Source organism: Pseudomonas sp. PAMC 29040, from assembly GCF_003994535.1.
GTDB classification, from domain to species: Bacteria; Pseudomonadota; Gammaproteobacteria; order Pseudomonadales; family Pseudomonadaceae; genus Aquipseudomonas; species Aquipseudomonas paraversuta.
This window is the reverse complement of record NZ_RZAA01000004.1, coordinates 325,065-342,368: the sequence shown is the minus strand read 5'-3', so window position 1 is coordinate 342,368 and position 17,304 is coordinate 325,065. Positions and strand designations below refer to the sequence as shown.

Genomic DNA, 17,304 nt, shown 5'->3' with positions numbered 1-17,304 from the left:
AGTTCGATAAGAATAATGGCTGTCTTGTTATGGAGTAAGGCCGCTTTTCGACAATCTCTGTTACCGCTTCGGCAATAGTCGAAAGCCGAACCAGGCGCCACAGTTATACCGCGGCAGGCGTTGTTAACCCGGTTGATAACCCATCCGCCAGCTGATGGCCGTGCTCGCTTCCAGCAGCCGCTTGGCTGCGGGGCCGTTTTCATCGGCATGGAACAGCGACGCCGGCCCGACCACGGTCAGTACGCCAGCCACATGACCGGTGGCATCAAACACCGGTGCCGATAATGCATCGACCCCGGGCATCAGCAAGCCATGGACAAAATGCAATCCCCGTTCACGGATCTGTACACCGGTTGCGGCGTAGGTTTCAGGTTTTTTCAGCGGATGAATTTTATCGGTTTGCAACTCCAGCTCGCGCAATGTGGCGGTTTCCCGGTCAGGCAGAAAGGCATTGAACACCAGCCCCGTGGACGAACTCAGCAGGGGCAGCACCGAACCCAGTTTGGTCACCACCGTGACTGCGCGAACCGCGGCTTCAATATGCACCACGGTTGCCCCCTGATTGCCCCACACCGCCAGAAAGCAGGTTTCATTCAAGTCATCGCGCAGTTCGGCCATGGGCAGGGCGGCGACTTTCAGCACATCCATGCTGTTGAGTGCGGCCAGCCCCACACGTAACGCCTCACGCCCCAGTCCGTAATGATTGGTGGCTGCATTCTGCTCGGCAAAACCACTGGCGATTAATGCCTGCAAGTAGCGATGCACCTTGCTCGCCGGCATTTGCACGTGCTCGGCCAGACGCGACAGGGAAGTGGAAGGTGACAGCTCGGCCAGGGCCTTGAGGATGTCAGTGCCGACTTCGGCGGAGCGCACTTTCTGTTTGCCAGTGCTGTCGTTACTGCTGCGTGGCTTTTCCATGGGCTGCTGGGATCTCGGGACGAATGGGCGTCTTTATAGCTTGACGCTTAATACCAATCAAATTACGTTATGCGTAATTGAATTACGATAAAAATAACGCAGCGACGCGCAAGCTGTTTTCGGGCCGGGCGCAGTCAGCTGTATTCTCCACACTGGAGGCGCCATGAACCTCGACTCGTCTTTGTCCGATCTCGTGTATCAATCCGGGTTTGGCAATGAATTCAGCAGCGAAGCATTGCCCGGCGCGTTGCCGGTCGGCCAGAACTCCCCGCAACAAGTCCCCTACGGCCTGTACACCGAGTTGTTGTCGGGTACCGCGTTCACCATGGCGCGCAGCGAATCGCGCCGCACCTGGATGTACCGGATCAAGCCATCAGCCAACCACCCGGCATTCGTCAAGCTCGGGCGGCAACTGGGCGGCGGCGGATTGGGGCCGGTAACCCCCAATCGCCTGCGCTGGAACCCGCTGCCAATCCCGGATGAGGCCACAGACTTCATTGACGGCCTGGTGGCTATGGCGGCCAATGGCGCTGCGGACAAACCTGCGGGTATCAGCATTTACAGCTACTGCGCGAACACCTCGATGCGGCGCGTGTTTTTCAATGCCGACGGTGAATTGCTGCTGGTGCCCGAGCAGGGCCGTCTACGGATTGCGACCGAGTTGGGGGTGCTGGAGCTTGAGCCTCTGGAGATTGCCGTGATCCCCCGTGGCCTCAAGTTCCGTGTTGAACTGCTCGACCCGCAAGCCCGTGGCTACGTGGCCGAAAACCATGGTGCGCCGCTGCGCCTGCCGGATCTGGGCCCCATTGGCAGCAATGGCCTGGCCAATCCCAGGGATTTTCTGGCCCCGGTGGCCCACTACGAACATAACGGGCAACCGACCCCTCTGGTGCAAAAATTCCTCGGTGAGCTGTGGGGTTGCGAGCTGGATCACTCGCCACTCAACGTGGTCGCCTGGCATGGCAATAACGTGCCGTACAAATATGACCTGCGGCGCTTCAACACCATTGGCACCGTCAGCTTCGATCATCCCGACCCCTCGATCTTCACGGTATTGACCTCGCCCACCAGCGTGCCGGGTCTGGCCAACCTCGACTTCGTGATCTTCCCGCCGCGCTGGATGGTGGCTGAAAACACCTTCCGGCCGCCATGGTTCCACCGCAACCTGATGAACGAGTTCATGGGCCTGATCCAGGGCAGTTACGACGCCAAGGCCGAGGGGTTCCTGCCCGGCGGTGCTTCGCTGCACAGCTGCATGAGCGCCCATGGCCCGGACGCCGAAACCTGTACCAACGCCATTGCAGCAGAGCTGCAACCGAGCAAAATCGATAACACCATGGCCTTTATGTTTGAGACCAGCCAAGTGTTGCGCCCCAGCCGGTTCGCCCTTGAATGCCCGCAGTTGCAATCCAGTTACGACGCTTGCTGGGCTTCGCTGCCCACAACCTTCAACCCGAATCGGAGATAAACATGACCCAGTCCACATTTACCCGCAGCTGGATCGCCTCCGCCAACGGCCACAGTGATTTCCCGTTGCAAAACTTGCCCATGGGGATCTTCAGCCTTAATGGCTCGGCGCCCCGTAGCGGTATCGCCATCGGCGAGCACATTTTTGATCTTGAGGCGGCGCTGGCTGCCGGTTTGTTTGAAGGTCAGGCCAAGGTCGCGGTGGAAGCCTCGCTGGGCGGCGCCTTGAATACCTATTTTGCGTTGGGCCGCAGTGCCCGGGTAGCCCTGCGCGAACGCTTGCTGGAGCTGCTGGGCGAGGGCAGCACCCTGCGGGGCAAGATCGAAGCCCAGGGTGCGAAACTGCTACCGCTGGCGGCGGATTGCCAATTACACCTGCCGGCCAAAATCGGTGACTACACCGATTTTTATGTCGGCATCGAACACGCGAAAAACGTCGGCAAACTGTTTCGCCCTGACAATCCTTTGCTGCCCAACTACAAGTACGTGCCAATCGGCTACCACGGCCGCGCTTCCACCATTCGCGCATCGGGTGCCGAGGTGCGTCGTCCTAAAGGACAAACCTTGCCCGCCGGTCAGACCGAGCCGACTTTTGGGCCCTGTGCACGTCTGGATTACGAACTGGAACTGGGTATCTGGATTGGCCAGGGCAATGACCTGGGGGATGCCATCCCGGTCAGCGAAGCGGGCGAACACATTGCCGGTTTCTGCCTGCTCAACGACTGGTCGGCGCGTGATATCCAGGCCTGGGAATACCAGCCGCTGGGGCCGTTCCTGTCCAAAAGCTTCATCACCAGCATTTCCCCGTGGGTGGTGACGGCCGAAGCGCTGGAGCCGTTCCGCCGCGCGCAGCCGGCCCGTCCTGAAGGCGACCCGCAGCCCCTGGCGTACTTGCTCGATCCCAAGGATCAGGGCCAGGGCGCGTTGGACATCGAGCTCGAAGTGCTACTGCTGACCCAGGGGATGCGTGAACAAAATCTGCCGGCCCATCGACTGGGCTTGAGCAACAGTCTGAACATGTACTGGACTGCCGCGCAGCTGGTGGCTCACCACAGTGTCAACGGTTGCCAGCTGCAGTCGGGCGACCTGTTCGGTTCGGGCACCCTGTCGGGCCCTGACCGCTCGCAACTGGGCAGCCTGCTGGAAATCACCGAGGGCGGTAAACACCCGATCGAACTGGCGTCGGGCGAGGTTCGCAAGTTCCTTGAGGACGGCGACGAAATCATCCTGCGTGCCCGTTGCACCCGTGAAGGGTATGCCTCCATCGGTTTTGGCGAATGCCGGGGCAAGGTCGTCGCTGCGCGCTAAAGGAGCGAGCCATGCAACTCTTTACCTACTACCGCTCGACCTCGTCCTACCGGGTGAGGATCGCGCTGGCGCTCAAAGGTCTGGATTATCAGGCGGTGCCGGTCAACCTGATTGCCGCTGGCGGCGGCGAGCACCGCCAGCCGGCGTATCTGGCGATCAATCCCCAAGGCCGGGTACCGGCCTTGCGTACGGAGGAGGGCAGGGTGCTGACCCAGTCCCCGGCGATTATCGAATACCTCGAGGAGCGGTATCCGCAGGTGGCGTTGCTGTCCGAAGATCTGGACACCCGTGCCCGCGAACGTGCGGTGGCAGCCCTGGTGGCCTGTGATATTCATCCGCTGCACAACGCCAGCGTGCTCAATCAACTGCGCCAGACGGGGCAGACCGAAGAGCAGGTCATGCAATGGATAGGTCACTGGGTCAGCCAGGGCCTGGCGGCCATTGAACAACTGATTGGCGATAGCGGCTATTGCTTCGGCCCGGAGCCCGGGCTGGCGGATGTGTACCTGATCCCGCAGCTGTATGCGGCTGAGCGCTTCAAGGTATCGCTGGTGCCATACCCGCGGATCGCCCGGGTTGCGGCATTGGCAGAGCAGCACCCCGCGTTTGTCGCTGCACACCCCGCGCGGCAACCGGATACACCCGCCTAGCGGCACACAAGACAATGGCCGGGCCGGGGTTCAGACGCACAAACTGTAGCCCCGGCAGGTTATGTCTGAAACCCTGAAAACAGCTCAGACTTATTCCTGCGCACTTCAACGATTTTTCTGGCGCCACCTATACTGGCGTTTACCTTTTATCGTTCGAGGGCTGGTTAATGTTTGCTCTCATGCAAAGTGCTCATGTGGAGTCGTTGCACCTCAGTGTCGATCCTGTCACCGGGCTCAAGGCAGTGATTGCCATTCATAGCAGTCGTCTGGGCCCCGCCCTGGGTGGCTGCCGTTATCTGGCGTATCCCAACGATGAAAGTGCAGTCAACGATGCCATCCGCCTGGCCCAGGACATGAGCTATAAAGCGGCGCTGGCCGGTTTGGCGGTGGGCGGCGCCAAGGCAGTCGTCATGCGGGCGGCCCATGTCGAAAGTCGCGCGGCGCTGTTTGAAGCATTCGGTCGCTGTGTCGAGCAACTCGATGGACGCTATATCACCGCGATCGACAGCGGCACCTCTACCGCCGATATGGATTGCATTGCCCAGAGCACCCGCCACGTAACCAGTACCACTGCGGCAGGCGACCCGTCACCGCATACGGCGATGGGGGTGTTTGCCGGTATTCGCAGCACTGCGTCGTCGCGTCTGGGCAGTGACAACCTGGAAGGGTTGCGGGTTGCCGTGCAGGGGCTGGGCAAGGTCGGTTACGCCCTGGCCGAGCAACTGCATGCGGCAGGTGCCGAGTTGCTGGTGTGCGATACCGATCCCGGTAAAGTTCGCCTGGCCATGGATCAGCTTGGCGCCCATCCGGTTGCCTGTGAAGCCTTGCTCAGCACCCCCTGTGACATTCTTGCACCCTGCGGCCTGGGCGGCGTGCTGAACTGGCACAGCGTGGCGCAACTGCGTTGCTCGGCAGTGGCCGGCTGTGCGAACAACCAGCTGACCAACCTGCAAGTTGCCGATCAGCTCGAACGTCGGGGGATATTGTATGCGCCTGACTATGTGATCAATTCAGGCGGTCTGATTTACATGGCGCTGACCCATGAAGGGGCGACCCCCGAGGCCATTAACCAGCAGTTGTTGCGTATCAGTCAGCGCCTGACGGGCATCTACGCCCACGCCCAGGCCGAGAAGCGTTCACCGGCACGGGTTTCCGATGAGCTGGCGCAGCGGTTGTTGTACCCCAAAAGCACTGCGACCTCATCGTAGGCGCAGGCTTGCCCAGGAAGCTGATCAAGCCGAACAGCCAGACCTTCAGGCCATTGCCAGCAATCGAGCATCCACCGGCTGCTCCAGCAGGTTGCTTGCCTGACAGGATTGATCAGCGGCCAAAAAACGGGTCTCGAATGCGACCAGCCCGGCATGCTGGTTGTGCAGGGCCTGGATCTGATCCAGCACTGACTGTTTTTTGTCGGTGATGGCGTTTCGCACCACATCCCATGGCAGTGCCTGCCCGTGGTGCTCATCAAGAATCGCCAGCATTTCCTTCAGTTTGAAGCCCAGTTGCTGGGCGCACTTTATGAACATCAGCCGCTCGACACTCTGCTCGCTGTAGACGCGATAGTTGCCACGGCGCTGCGGCGGCGGCAACAGGCCGATGTCTTCATAGTGACGAATGCTTTTGATGGTGGTGCCCGATCGTTGGGCGGCTTTGCCGATGTACATGAAAAGTCCTTTTTAATGGCCGCCCGCATATTGGAGCCTTACCTGGCAGCGAGTTTGCGGATTTGCCCGAGCCAAATGTCCCGCTGCCTGGCGGTTGAATCCAGAATCGGGCCGAATGTCAGGGTCACGAGGGGTTTTATGCCACAAAAGGCCAGAGTGGTCCTGCGCATTTGATGCAATGCCGGCATGCAGTACACCCATTTGTAATACCAGGGCGGGGTGTCCATGGTCACCAGCAGACAGGCGCTGCGTCCTGACAACAGTTTCTCTGGAAAAGCTTTGCCCTTGCGGTAGCTAAAGGCGAAGCCGGGTAGCAGGATGCGCTCGAGAAAGCCTTTGAGCAAAGCCGGAACCCCGCCCCACCAGACCGGAAACACCAGTACCAGATGCTCCGCCCAGGTGATGTCAGCCTGGGCCTTGAGCAAGTCCGGCTCCAGCGGCTGGATCTGTTTATAACCCTCGTGCAGCACCGGATCGAAACACAGGGCTGCGAGATGCAACACGCGGACATCCTGACCGGCGCCAATGGCCGTTTCGACATAGCGCTCGGCCAGGGCTGCACAAAAACTGTCGGTAGAGGGATGTCCCAGAATTACCAGTACTCGCTTGCTCATCATTACACCAACCTGAAAGACGGCCTTTCAGGATAGGGTCTGCCCCAAGGGGGAGAGTCAAGCGAGGGCTCGGTGCTGTTACTCGCTTTCGACCAGCAACTCGGACAGGGCGTCCGGCTGGCTCTTGAAGGCCTTGGCAAACACATCGCGGTTTTTCGCCATGTAAATGCCGGCTTCTTCGACCTGCTGCTCGCTCAGCGACGGCACGGCTTTTTGCAATACTTCAGCCAGCAACTCTGCAAGTTCCAGCATTTTGTCATGACGGTCAGCTTCGGCTTTATCCATGAACAAACGCTCCAGATCTCGGCTGCTGCGGTATACCACTTCGACGGCCATTTACCACCTCATATGCCTTCACGTAAATTATCTAGCGATTACTGTATTTATATACAGCTAAAAGAATAAGCCAATCCCCGGGATTTGAATAGCGGCTTTTTTACTCTAGCCGCAATTGGTGTGCGCAGCGGGCATCCGAGGTGTCTAATAGCCGGCCGCCACCATCTCACTGGGGATGCCTGGCCTTATTTCTGCATGCAGAAAGGGCCATGTACATGCGGATGATCCGTTCGAGTCGATTCAAGGAGCTGCATCGTGAGAGTTAACAAAGCTGAAAAGCTACGTCGCCAGGTTCATGAACTGGCCGAATCGATGGGCAATCTGTTCGTCGAGACCTTCCACTATATGGCGTTGTTTGCCATTGGCGCAGTCACTGCCTGGGCGGCGGTGATGGAGTTTTTGCAGATGGTGGAGAAGGGCAATATCTCCATCGATGACATTCTGCTGCTGTTCATCTACCTCGAACTGGGCGCCATGGTCGGAATTTATTTCAAGACCAACCACATGCCGGTACGTTTCCTGATTTACGTGGCGATTACGGCCTTGACCCGCTTGCTGATCTCCAACGTCTCCCATCACAACCCGCCGGACATGGGTGTGGTGTACCTGACCGGAGCGATCTTGTTGCTGGCGCTGGCGATTCTGGTGGTGCGCTATGCATCGTCGCAGTTCCCGTCGGTGAAAATAGAGAACCCCCGGCGCAAGACCGGTGCAGGTTCAGGTGAACACCCGGAAGTGGAGAAGGGCGAGTTGTAGACGCTGTGTAAATTTGTCTCCTGCAGATTTGCGTCTCGGCAGTTTCTTGAAAGCATAAAAAAGGGCGGGCTTACCGAAGTAAGCCCGCCCTTTTTAGTACGCTCTGGGCGCTGAATCAGCTGATTTTATCGAGTTCTTTTTCTTTCTCCAAAAACTCTTCTTCAAGCAAATCATCAGCAGTCTGTTTTGGCTCTTTTTCTTCAAAGCCTTCAACGGCCAGTTTAGGGGTGTGTTTGCCACGCAGCTTGCCGAAAAGGTGCTCCAGCTTGTGCTCCAGTTTTGTCGCGGCACCTTCTACCGCTTCTGTCAGGGAATCAGCGTCGTGGGAAACGAGAAATGGCTGGTGTCCTTTAGGTCGTGCCTCCATTTTGCAACGTTTGTCTTTAGTACCTGACTTGCCACCGTTTTCATCGCTGACATGCACGATGACTCGAGTCAGGTCTTCCAAATGACGTTCGAGCGTAACTTCAACTGTCGCTGTTACCCAGTTCTGGGTACGTACGTCAACGGCGATGTTCTTATCGGAAAAGACTTCAGTTTGCATAATTCTTCCCTTATATAGCGTGCTCGTGTGAGGTCTGACGGCCTCGTGTATTCAAAGGTTCCTCGTCATCGCTCAGTTACAGTGTTTGGGCCGATGAACAAATATTTCAAGCACTATTTTCCGCAAGTCTCGCCAGCCATGACCGGCGTCAGTCTTTGATGAGACGGACAAGCCCGCGTGTGCAGGCTATGGTCGATTTATATCAAAATGCGACGACGGCTCGCCGGCTCAGATTATGTAGAACAGCATCAGGCTGCAGGAGCGAGCTTGCTCGCGAACGGTCTGCAATCATGGCTAAAAGCTCGCTCCTGCAGGGGCTGGCTCAGGTTCCGGGTTCAATCGACACCCGTAGCTGCAGGCCGTCATCTATTTTTGCATCTGATAATGTTTATCATTAGTATCGCTTTCCTTTCGACCTGTATACCGATCCCCCACCCATGACCTCTCCCGATCTCAATGAAGGCCCCGGCAGTGACACGCGTCATGGACGAGCGCATTTTCTGCAGGTGTTTTTATCTCAGCGGTTACAAATGGAAGCCCTGGTGAGCCGCCGTGTCGGATGCCGGGCTACGGCGGCCGATCTGGTTCAGGACTTGTTCCTGCGGTTTTGGCGCCGGCCCCTGGTACAGGTCGAAGAACTCAGCACTTATTTACTGCGCAGCGCCGGAAATATCGCCATCGACCATCTGCGCAGCGAAGGGGCTCGCGGGCGGATCAATCAGCACTGGCAGCCCGAGTCGGACGCCCGCAGCTGCGAGCCCCAGGCAGCACTGGAGGCGGGCAATGACTTGCGCCAGGTCGAGGCCGCCTTGCGCAGCCTGCCCGAGCGCACCCGGCATATATTTTTGCTCAACCGGATTCACGGTCGTACCTATGCCGATATCGCCAGGGTCATGGGACTGTCTCAAAGTGCCGTCGAAAAACACATGATGCGTGCCCTGGAGGCCTGCAAGGCCAGTTTGCGTGAGCCGCCAGCAGGGACCTCGTTGTGATCAATCGTCCGGATATTGCGGTCACTGCCGAACAGGAGCGCACCGCGCTGGCGTGGCTCAGTGTGTTGCACGATCAGCCCGACAGCGGTGATCAGGCCACCTTCAGCCGTTGGCTGCTGGCCGATCCCGCCCACGCCGAGGCGTACTCCCGGGCGCAAGTGATATGGGAGCTGAGCGAAGTGGCGGGCAGTACTTTGGCGGCCGAAGAGGCGCAGGTGTTGCAAGGTTACTTGTCGGCGATCAAGGCTTCCCGGCGCAGCAGAATCAAGCACTGGTCCAGTGGGCTGGCGGTTGCTGCGTGCCTGTTGTTGACGGTCGGGGTGTTCGCGGGCTGGCAGCCGATACGCTGGCTCGATAATCTTGGCGCCGATTACGTCAGCGCGCCGGGGCAGGTACGCACCGTGACCCTGGCCGATCAGTCACGGGTCACCCTGGATGCCGACAGTGCCATTGCGGTGAATTTCAGCGCTGGTGAGCGGCATGTGGAGTTGCGGCGCGGGGTTGCGTTTTTCCACGTTACCCATACCGGCGAACCCTTTGTGGTGGATGCCAGTGGTGGCGAAGCGCGAGTACTGGGCACTGAGTTTGAAGTACGGCTGCAGCCTGCCGGGGTGCAAGTTACCGTGTTATCCGGCCGGGTCGGGGTCAAGGCGGGCGAGCACGCGCCACAGCAGATTCTTGCGGCTGACCAGCAAGTGGCCTATGCCGACGGTGCTGTGAGCGACGCGGTGCAACAGGTCGACAGTCAGGCCCGACTGGCGTGGCGCAGCGGCTCGCTGAGCTACTACAAGACGCCGCTGGCCGATGTGGTGGCCGATCTGAGGCGCTACTACCCCGGGCAAATCCTGTTGCTCAATAGCCAGTTGGGCACACGCCGCATCAGCGCCAGCTTCCCCACTCAGGACCCGCAAGCAGTGCTTGCCTCCCTGCAAGGCGTGCTCGGGTTTGAACAGCACACCTTGTTCGGGCGGGTGATTGTGCTGCGTTGAGTTTCATACATGTTGATTGATCGTGGGAGCTGTCTTGCCAGCTCCCACAGGATTTTTTTCAATCAAGGGGTGAGGTAAACCCCGGGGCCATCCGTGTAGTGCTTGAAAATGCGAAAAATTCGCATTCCGTATCAGGTTGGCACACAGGTCATGAGCATGAAGTCCACGTCAGCGGCAGGCGGTTCGGTTAAACAGTGGTTGAGCGTTTCGGCTTTGATGGCCGGTCTGGTGTTAACGCCTTTGTCTGTCGCCATGGCAGCCGGTGCCACTGTGCAGCAAACCGGTGCTCTGTTTGATTTCAATCTGCCGGCCGAGCCGTTGCCCCGGGCCCTCAGCGACTTCAGCCGGCTGACCGGCCTCAGCGTGGTCTACACCGACGAAGCACCCTTCGGCCTGCAAGCCCCGGCGGTCGAAGGGCGCATGGGTGCCGAGCAGGCCTTGCAGCAGTTGCTCGCGCAGTCGGGCTTGAATGCACGGCGCACCGATGCCAGCACCTTTGCCCTCGAACCCCGACCCGAGGCCGGCGCCCTGAACCTGGGGGCCACCAGCATCACCTCCCAGGCCGTCAGTGACACCAGCTATCAGCCTCCGGCCAGTACCTCGGTGATGCGTGGCACGGGCACGTCGATGGAGATTCCGCAGACCATCAACGTGGTCGCCGCCCAGGTCATTCGCGACCAGGTGCCGCGCAATCTGGATGACGCGCTGAACAATATCAGCGGCATCACCCAGGGCAACACGCTGGGCGGGACCCAGGACTCGGTAATGAAACGTGGCTTTGGCGACAACCGCGACGGCTCGATCATGCGTGATGGCATGCCGCTGGTGCAGGGCCGGGCGCTGAATGCCGCCACCGAGCGGGTCGAAGTGCTCAAGGGGCCGGCGTCCTTGCTCTACGGAATCCAGGACCCGGGCGGGGTGGTCAACGTGGTCAGCAAAAAGCCGCAACTGCAGCAGTACAACGCACTGACGGTAAAAGGCTCCAGCTATGGTGCCGGCAAAAACGGCAGTGGCGGGACACTGGACAGCACCGGACCGCTGGGGGATTCCGGGCTGGCCTACCGGATGATCATCGATCATGAAGATGAAGATTACTGGCGCAACTTTGGCCTGCACCGCGAGACCTTGATCGCCCCTTCGCTGGCCTGGTATGGCGACAACACCCAGGTGCTGCTGGCCTACGAACATCGCGAGTTTCTGACCCCCTTTGACCGGGGCACGGCGATCAACCCGGCCACCAATCATCCGCTGGATATCCCGGCCACGCGCCGCCTCGATGAACCCTTCAACAACATGCAGGGGCGCTCGGACCTGTATCGCCTTGAAGTCGATCACGACCTCAATGACGACTGGAAAGCCCATTTCGGCTACAGCTGGAACCGCGAAACCTACGACGCCAGCCAGGTCCGGGTGACTGCCGTCGACCCGGCCAGCGGTACCCTGACCCGCAAAATGGATGGCACCCAGGGCGCCATCACCACCGACCGCTTCACCACTGCCAGCCTGCAAGGCAAGGTTCAGGTTGCGGGCATGCAGCATGATCTGGTGTTCGGGGTGGATGACGAGTACCGCAAAATCTATCGTGCGGATCTGATTCGGCAGAACAGCCAATACCCGTTCAGCTATCTCGACCCGGTATATGGTCGCGAAGTGGCGGGCACCACGGTCAGCGCCAGTGACAGCAACCAGACCGACTTGCTGCGCAGCGATTCATTGTTCGCCCAGGACTCCATCCACCTGACCGATAAATGGATTCTGGTGGCAGGCGGCCGTTTCCAGAAGTACGACCAGCTCGCGGGCAAGGGCATCCCGTTCAAGGCCAACACCGATACCAACGGCGTCAAATGGATACCGCGGGCGGGTCTGGTCTATCAATACAGCGATGAATTGTCGTTCTACGGCAGCTACACCGAATCGTTCAAGCCCAACTCCAGCATCGCTCCCCTGACCGGCGGCGTGGTGCTGGATTCGGCCATCGCCCCGGAGCAGGCCAAGTCCTGGGAACTGGGGGCCAAACTGGATATTCCGGGGCGCATCACCGCCAGCGCGGCGCTGTTCGACATCAAAAAGCGCAACGTTCTGGTATCCACCACCGTGGGTGATGACACGTTGTACTCGACGGCAGGCCAGGTCAGCTCCCGCGGCCTGGAACTGGATGTCAGCGGTCAGTTGAGCGAACAGTGGAGCCTGATCGGCAGCTATGCCTACACCGATGCCGAAGTCACCAAGGACGCCACCTACCAGGGCATGCGCTTGCAGAACGTGGCTAAAAACAGCGGCTCGCTATCGGCGGTCTATGACTTTGGCAACATTGTTGGCGGCGACAAATTGCGGGTCGGTGCCGGAGCGCGCTATGTGGGTGAGCGTGCAGGCGACGCCCTGAACGATTTCGACCTGCCGTCCTACACCGTGGCCGATGCCTTTGCCACCTACGACACCCAGCTCGAAGGGCAAAAGCTCAAAGTGCAGCTCAACGTCAAAAACCTCTTCGACCGGGTTTACTACACCTCGGCGGCGAGCCGGATGTTTGTCTCCATGGGCGATGCGCGGCAAGTGAGCGTATCCACCACCCTGGAGTTCTGACCCGCCCCCGCCCCCTGTAGGAGCGAGCTTGCCTCGCGAGCTCTTCAGCAATCTCGCAGGCAGCCCCGCCCCCTGTAGGAGCGAGCTTGCCTCGCGAGTTCTTCAGCAATCTCGCAGGCAGCCCCGCCCCCTGTAGGAGCGAGCTTGCCTCGCGATCTCTTCAGCGATCTTGCAGGCAGCCCCGCCCCCTGTAGGAACGAGCTTGCCTCGCGAGCTCTTCAGCAATCTCGCAGGCAGCCCCGCCCCCTGTAGGAGCGAGCTTGCCTCGCGAGCTCTTCAGCAATCTCGCAGGCAGCCACGCCCCCTGTAGGAGCGAGCTTGTCTCGCGAGCTCTTCAGCAATCTCGCAGATAGCCCACAGCTCGCGAGGCAAGCTCGCTCCTACAGGTTAATTTGGTTGATGTTGTGGCTTTCAAGGCCTGAACGCCGCCCGATACTCCCCCGGCGTCCCCCCCAGGGTCTGTTTGAACCGGTTGGCGAAGTGGCTGGCGCTGGCAAAGCCGCAGGCCAGTGCAATGTCACCCAGCCCTATCGCGCTGTTGCGCAGCAAATCCCGGGCGCGAGCCAGGCGGCGCGCCAGCAGATACTGGTGAGGCGGCACGCCGAAACTCTGGCGAAACATGCGGGCAAAGTGGTAAGGCGACAATGCGCAGTGCGCGGCCAGTTGGCCAATGTTCAACGGCTCGGCCAGCTGCTGCTCAATCATGTCCACCAACTGGCGTCGTTGATACGCCGCCAGCCCGCCCTTGAGTTGCAGCCCGCTGCGTATCCCCACCTGACTGAGCAACGCATGATCGAGCAACTCGCTGGCCAGGCTGCTGGTGAGCAGGCGTTCGCCGGGTTCGCTCCAGTTCAGCTGGATCAACTGATGAAAGCGCCGGGTTTGTTGTTCGTCATCGAAAAAGGTGATTTCGCGCAGTTGCAGCTCGCGAGGTTCGCGGTCGAGCAATGTCACGCAACCCAGGGCGAATTGCTCCTGGCTGACATACACATGGGCCAGGCGAATGGCGCCATTGATCACCCAGGCCGACTGATGATCGGCAGGCAGCACGCAGAGTTTGCCCGGCGCACCCGTTGCCCCCGGCTGCTCCCGGCGAAAGGTCCCGGTGCCGCCCGAGATGTAGCACGACAGGGTGTGGTGAGTCGGCGCCTGATAGTCGCGGGCATCGTGATGGTTGGTCCACAAGGCTGCGGCCATACCGTCACCGAGCTCGGCACTGTGCTCCAGACGGGCATTGGGCGAGCGGCTCATGGATTGAAAAACTTGCAGGGTATCGAATGCAGACATGGTGATTACTCCAACCCTTCGCATCCTACTCCGTCGCATCAGCGCTGCCAGCCCCGGGGCCACAAAAGCGCAAGAATCTGCAAGTGCGCCCCGGCATTGCATCGCAGACTGCAAGCCATCTCCAGGAGCTTGCCATGAACCTATCCCTGTACTTGTTGACCGTGTTGATCTGGGGCACGACCTGGATCGCCCTCAAACTGCAATTGGGGGTGGTGGCCATACCGGTGTCCATCGTCTATCGCTTTGGCCTGGCGGCACTGGTGCTGTTCGCGGTGTTGTTGCTGACGCGTCGGCTGCAAACCATGAACCGGCGCGGGCATCTGATTTGCCTGGCGCAGGGCCTGTGTCTGTTCTGCGTCAACTTCATGTGCTTTTTGACCGCCAGTCAGTGGCTGACCACAGGCTTGATCGCCGTGGTGTTTTCCACCGCCACGCTGTGGAACGCGCTGAACGCGCGGATCTTCTTCAAGCAGAAAATCGCCCGCAACGTAATCGCCGGAGGTGCACTGGGGTTGTTCGGGTTGGGGCTGCTGTTCTGGCCGGAGTTGAGCGGGCATACCGCGACCCCGCAGATCCTGCTGGGGCTGGGGCTGGCATTGATCGGCACCCTGTGTTTTTCGGCGGGCAACATGCTGTCGAGCCTGCAGCAAAAAGCCGGGCTCAAACCGCTGACCACTAACGCCTGGGGCATGCTCTATGGCGCCGGCATGCTGGCGCTGTACTGCGCCTTCAGCGGCATTGCGTTCACCATGGAATGGAACACCCGTTACATCGGCTCGTTGTTGTACCTGGTGATCCCGGGTTCGGTGATAGGTTTCACCGCCTACCTGACCCTGGTCGGGCGCATGGGCCCGGAGCGGGCAGCGTACTGCACGGTATTGTTTCCGCTGGTGGCACTCAATGTGTCGGCGTTTGCCGAGGGCTACCAGTGGACAGCCCCGGCACTGGCCGGTCTGGTACTGGTGATGCTGGGCAACGTGCTGGTGTTTCGCAAACCCCGGGTGGTACCTATGGCCGCAAAACTGGCCTGAACCTCGAACACCGCCCCCCTGTAGGAGCGAGCTTGCTCGCGAGCTGTTCCAAAAGCTCGCGAGCAAGCTCGCTCCTACAGGATCAGATCAGGATCAGATCAATGCCGTATCAGCCTTTAAAGACCTGCGGGTTCACCAGATCCTGCGGGCGTTCGCCCAGCAGGGCACTGCGCAGGTTGTCCAGGGCACGATTGGCCATGGCTTCCCGGGTTTCATGGGTCGCCGAGCCGATGTGCGGCAAGGTCACGGCGTTTTTCAACGCAAACAACGGTGACTCTGCCAGCGGCTCTTTCTCATACACATCCAGTCCCGCGCCGCGAATTGTACCGTTTTGCAGGGCTTCGATCAGCGCCGGTTCATCCACCACCGGACCACGGGAGATATTCACCAGAATTGCACTTTTCTTCATCAGCCCCAGCTCGCGCCGGCTGATCAGGTGTCTGGTTTTTTCGCTCAGCGGTACCACCAGGCACACGAAATCGGCTTCGGCCAGCAACTGGTCCAGGCTGCGGAACTGCGCCCCCAGCTCTTGCTCGACGGCAGTCTTGCGGCTGTTGCCGCTGTAGAGGATGGGCATGTTGAACCCCAGGCGACCACGACGGGCGATGGCCGCGCCGATATTGCCCATGCCCACAATGCCCAGGGTCTTGCCATGTACGTCGCTGCCAAACAACGCAGGCGGCACGCTGGCCTGCCATTGCCCGGCCTTGGTCCATGCATCCAGTTCCGCCACCCGGCGGGCGCTGCTCATGATCAGGGTGAAACCCAGGTCAGCGGTGCTTTCGGTGAGCACGTCCGGGGTGTTGGTCAGCATGATCCCGCGTTCGTTGAAGTAGTCGACATCGTAGTTGTCGTAGCCCACCGATACGCTGGAGACCACTTCCAGTTGCCTGGCGTTCTCCAGTTGCTTGCGCCCCAGCTTGCGGCCCACGCCGATCAAACCGTGGGCGTGGGGCAGGGCTTCATCGAACTGGGCATTGAGATCGCCCAGCTTGGGATCGGGCACGATGACGTTGAAATCCTGTTGCAGGCGCTCGACCATCCGGGGGGTGACACGGCTGAAGGCAAGTACGGTTTTCTTGGTGCTGGAAAGGCTCATCTGAACAAGACTCATCGGCTGTCGGGAATGTAAGCACGCTAACATTCCCGCCGTTCATCCGCCAATACCTGAAGGTTTCAACTGTCAGCTATAGGTCGCCAGCTCAGTCTGATGGGCTGCCAGAATCTCCGGCAACGACCCGCGCATGTACTCCACCCAGGTTTTGATCTTCGCATCCAGGTACTGGCGCGAGGGGTAGATGGCGTACAGGTTCAGCTCCTGGGAACGGTACTTGGGCAGCATGCGCACCAGGGTGCCGTTGCGCAGACCTTCGATGGCCGCATACACCGGCAAAATGCCGACGCCCATGCCGCTGGTAATGGCGGTTTTCATCGCATCGGCCGAGTTGACCAGAAACGGCGAGGAGTTGATCAAGACCATCTCCTGACCTTCCGGCCCTTCGAATACCCATTTATCCAGCGCGATCACCGGGCTTACCAGGCGCAGGCAGGCGTGGTTGAGCAGGTCGCCGGGCTTGTCCGCGGTGCCATTGGTTTTCACGTAGCCGGGGGAGGCGCAGACGATGCTGTAGGTGATGCCCAGACGTTGCGAAACAAACCCGGAATCCGGCAGCTCGCTGGCGAGCACGATGGACACGTCGTAGCCCTCGTTGAGCAAGTCCGGCACGCGGTTGGCCAGGGTCAGGTCGAAGGTCACATCAGGATGGGTCTTGCGATAGCGGGCGATGGCGTCGATCACATAGTGCTGACCGATGCCGGTCATGGTGTGCACCTTGAGCTGGCCGGCCGGGCGCGAGTGGGCGTCACTGGCCTCGGCTTCGGCTTCTTCGACATAGGCCAGGATCTGCTCGCAGCGCAACAAATAACGTTTGCCGGCTTCGGTCAGGGCGATGCGTCGGGTGGTGCGGTTGAGCAGGCGGGTTTGCAGGTGGGCCTCAAGGTTGGAGACCGCGCGCGAGACGTTGGCCGTGGTGGTATCCAGCATGGCAGCCGCGGCGGTGAAACTTCCGGCTTCGGCTACGCAACTGAAGGCGCGCATGTTTTGCAAAGTGTCCATGGAGTGCTCTCAAGTAGGGGCAACGACAACAAGCAGCGACAAATTGTGA

The 17,304-nt window shown here is 59.9% G+C and carries 17 protein-coding genes; 9 read left to right on the top strand and 8 right to left on the bottom strand.

Annotation, left to right across the window (positions count from 1 at the left end):
- Positions 1–123: 123 nt before the first annotated feature.
- On the bottom strand, positions 124–918 hold the full coding sequence (locus tag WG29040_RS09320; protein ID WP_003439978.1) for an IclR family transcriptional regulator: 795 nt from the start codon (positions 916–918) through the stop codon (positions 124–126).
- 163 nt (positions 919–1,081) lie between these two features.
- Here WG29040_RS09320 and hmgA point away from each other — a divergent pair, with 163 nt between their 5' ends.
- From hmgA to WG29040_RS09300, 4 genes are all read left to right on the top strand, one after another.
- On the top strand, positions 1,082–2,386 hold the full coding sequence (gene hmgA, locus WG29040_RS09315; RefSeq protein WP_127196052.1) for a homogentisate 1,2-dioxygenase: 1,305 nt from the start codon (positions 1,082–1,084) through the stop codon (positions 2,384–2,386).
- Between the two features lie 2 nt (positions 2,387–2,388).
- Positions 2,389–3,693 carry a fumarylacetoacetase gene (fahA, locus tag WG29040_RS09310; RefSeq protein WP_010656024.1) on the top strand — a complete coding sequence of 435 codons (1,305 nt, stop codon included), beginning with the start codon at positions 2,389–2,391 and terminating at the stop codon, positions 3,691–3,693.
- Positions 3,694–3,704: 11 nt separating this feature from the next.
- Positions 3,705–4,343 (top strand): maleylacetoacetate isomerase, encoded by a 639-nt coding sequence (gene maiA / locus WG29040_RS09305; RefSeq protein ID WP_010656023.1) that lies wholly within the window; start codon positions 3,705–3,707, stop codon positions 4,341–4,343.
- Between the two features lie 167 nt (positions 4,344–4,510).
- Positions 4,511–5,551: a Glu/Leu/Phe/Val dehydrogenase dimerization domain-containing protein gene (locus WG29040_RS09300; protein WP_003439985.1), complete on the top strand. Its 1,041-nt coding sequence runs from the start codon at positions 4,511–4,513 to the stop codon at positions 5,549–5,551.
- Positions 5,552–5,596: 45 nt separating this feature from the next.
- On the opposite strand, the gene WG29040_RS09295 is transcribed toward WG29040_RS09300, so the two are convergent.
- The 3 genes from WG29040_RS09295 to WG29040_RS09285 form a co-directional block, all read right to left on the bottom strand.
- Entirely contained in the window at positions 5,597–6,007 is a 411-nt protein-coding gene (locus WG29040_RS09295) for a MerR family transcriptional regulator (RefSeq protein WP_127196051.1), read from the bottom strand.
- A 38-nt stretch (positions 6,008–6,045) separates the two neighbouring features.
- Entirely contained in the window at positions 6,046–6,621 is a 576-nt protein-coding gene (locus WG29040_RS09290; RefSeq protein ID WP_003439987.1) for an NAD(P)H-dependent oxidoreductase, read from the bottom strand.
- Positions 6,622–6,699: 78 nt separating this feature from the next.
- A complete protein-coding gene (locus tag WG29040_RS09285) occupies positions 6,700–6,957 on the bottom strand; it encodes a YebG family protein (RefSeq protein WP_003439988.1) in 258 nt (85 codons plus the stop codon).
- A gap of 255 nt (positions 6,958–7,212) precedes the next feature.
- Here WG29040_RS09285 and WG29040_RS09280 point away from each other — a divergent pair, with 255 nt between their 5' ends.
- A complete protein-coding gene (locus WG29040_RS09280; protein ID WP_003439989.1) occupies positions 7,213–7,713 on the top strand; it encodes a phosphate-starvation-inducible protein PsiE in 501 nt (166 codons plus the stop codon).
- Positions 7,714–7,828: 115 nt separating this feature from the next.
- On the opposite strand, the gene WG29040_RS09275 is transcribed toward WG29040_RS09280, so the two are convergent.
- Positions 7,829–8,257: an HPF/RaiA family ribosome-associated protein gene (locus tag WG29040_RS09275; protein WP_003439990.1), complete on the bottom strand. Its 429-nt coding sequence runs from the start codon at positions 8,255–8,257 to the stop codon at positions 7,829–7,831.
- Between the two features lie 437 nt (positions 8,258–8,694).
- On the opposite strand from WG29040_RS09275, the gene WG29040_RS09270 reads away from it, so the two are divergent.
- From WG29040_RS09270 to WG29040_RS09260, 3 genes are all read left to right on the top strand, one after another.
- Complete coding sequence (locus WG29040_RS09270; RefSeq protein WP_127196050.1) at positions 8,695–9,249, top strand: RNA polymerase sigma factor; 555 nt, start codon at positions 8,695–8,697, stop codon at positions 9,247–9,249.
- Positions 9,246–10,238 carry a FecR family protein gene (locus WG29040_RS09265; protein ID WP_010656019.1) on the top strand — a complete coding sequence of 331 codons (993 nt, stop codon included), beginning with the start codon at positions 9,246–9,248 and terminating at the stop codon, positions 10,236–10,238. Before WG29040_RS09270 ends, WG29040_RS09265 begins: the two co-directional genes overlap by 4 nt.
- 156 nt (positions 10,239–10,394) lie before the next feature.
- Complete coding sequence (locus WG29040_RS09260) at positions 10,395–12,821, top strand: TonB-dependent receptor (RefSeq protein WP_127196049.1); 2,427 nt, start codon at positions 10,395–10,397, stop codon at positions 12,819–12,821.
- A 411-nt stretch (positions 12,822–13,232) separates the two neighbouring features.
- Here the strand turns inward: WG29040_RS09260 and WG29040_RS09255 are convergent, their stop codons facing one another.
- On the bottom strand, positions 13,233–14,108 hold the full coding sequence (locus tag WG29040_RS09255) for a helix-turn-helix domain-containing protein (protein ID WP_127196048.1): 876 nt from the start codon (positions 14,106–14,108) through the stop codon (positions 13,233–13,235).
- A 134-nt stretch (positions 14,109–14,242) separates the two neighbouring features.
- Between WG29040_RS09255 and WG29040_RS09250 the strand changes: the two genes are divergently transcribed.
- Positions 14,243–15,139, top strand: coding sequence for a DMT family transporter (locus WG29040_RS09250; protein ID WP_003440013.1), 897 nt, complete (start codon positions 14,243–14,245; stop codon positions 15,137–15,139).
- A 109-nt stretch (positions 15,140–15,248) separates the two neighbouring features.
- On the opposite strand, the gene WG29040_RS09245 is transcribed toward WG29040_RS09250, so the two are convergent.
- Positions 15,249–16,238 carry a D-glycerate dehydrogenase gene (locus WG29040_RS09245; RefSeq protein ID WP_003440015.1) on the bottom strand — a complete coding sequence of 330 codons (990 nt, stop codon included), beginning with the start codon at positions 16,236–16,238 and terminating at the stop codon, positions 15,249–15,251.
- Positions 16,239–16,322: 84 nt separating this feature from the next.
- On the bottom strand, positions 16,323–17,255 hold the full coding sequence (locus WG29040_RS09240) for a LysR family transcriptional regulator (protein ID WP_003440018.1): 933 nt from the start codon (positions 17,253–17,255) through the stop codon (positions 16,323–16,325).
- Positions 17,256–17,304: the final 49 nt, after the last annotated feature.

Bases quoted from the DNA above. Each gene is read 5' to 3' on its own strand.
- WG29040_RS09320 (WP_003439978.1), bottom strand. From the start codon at position 918: ATGGAAAAGCCACGCAGCAGTAACGACAGCACTGGCAAACAGAAAGTG.
- hmgA (WP_127196052.1), top strand. From the start codon at position 1,082: ATGAACCTCGACTCGTCTTTGTCCGATCTCGTGTATCAATCCGGGTTT.
- fahA (WP_010656024.1), top strand. From the start codon at position 2,389: ATGACCCAGTCCACATTTACCCGCAGCTGGATCGCCTCCGCCAACGGC.
- maiA (WP_010656023.1), top strand. From the start codon at position 3,705: ATGCAACTCTTTACCTACTACCGCTCGACCTCGTCCTACCGGGTGAGG.
- WG29040_RS09300 (WP_003439985.1), top strand. From the start codon at position 4,511: ATGTTTGCTCTCATGCAAAGTGCTCATGTGGAGTCGTTGCACCTCAGT.
- WG29040_RS09295 (WP_127196051.1), bottom strand. From the start codon at position 6,007: ATGTACATCGGCAAAGCCGCCCAACGATCGGGCACCACCATCAAAAGC.
- WG29040_RS09290 (WP_003439987.1), bottom strand. From the start codon at position 6,621: ATGAGCAAGCGAGTACTGGTAATTCTGGGACATCCCTCTACCGACAGT.
- WG29040_RS09285 (WP_003439988.1), bottom strand. From the start codon at position 6,957: ATGGCCGTCGAAGTGGTATACCGCAGCAGCCGAGATCTGGAGCGTTTG.
- WG29040_RS09275 (WP_003439990.1), bottom strand. From the start codon at position 8,257: ATGCAAACTGAAGTCTTTTCCGATAAGAACATCGCCGTTGACGTACGT.
- WG29040_RS09270 (WP_127196050.1), top strand. From the start codon at position 8,695: ATGACCTCTCCCGATCTCAATGAAGGCCCCGGCAGTGACACGCGTCAT.
- WG29040_RS09260 (WP_127196049.1), top strand. From the start codon at position 10,395: ATGAAGTCCACGTCAGCGGCAGGCGGTTCGGTTAAACAGTGGTTGAGC.
- WG29040_RS09255 (WP_127196048.1), bottom strand. From the start codon at position 14,108: ATGTCTGCATTCGATACCCTGCAAGTTTTTCAATCCATGAGCCGCTCG.
- WG29040_RS09250 (WP_003440013.1), top strand. From the start codon at position 14,243: ATGAACCTATCCCTGTACTTGTTGACCGTGTTGATCTGGGGCACGACC.
- WG29040_RS09245 (WP_003440015.1), bottom strand. From the start codon at position 16,238: ATGAGCCTTTCCAGCACCAAGAAAACCGTACTTGCCTTCAGCCGTGTC.
- WG29040_RS09240 (WP_003440018.1), bottom strand. From the start codon at position 17,255: ATGGACACTTTGCAAAACATGCGCGCCTTCAGTTGCGTAGCCGAAGCC.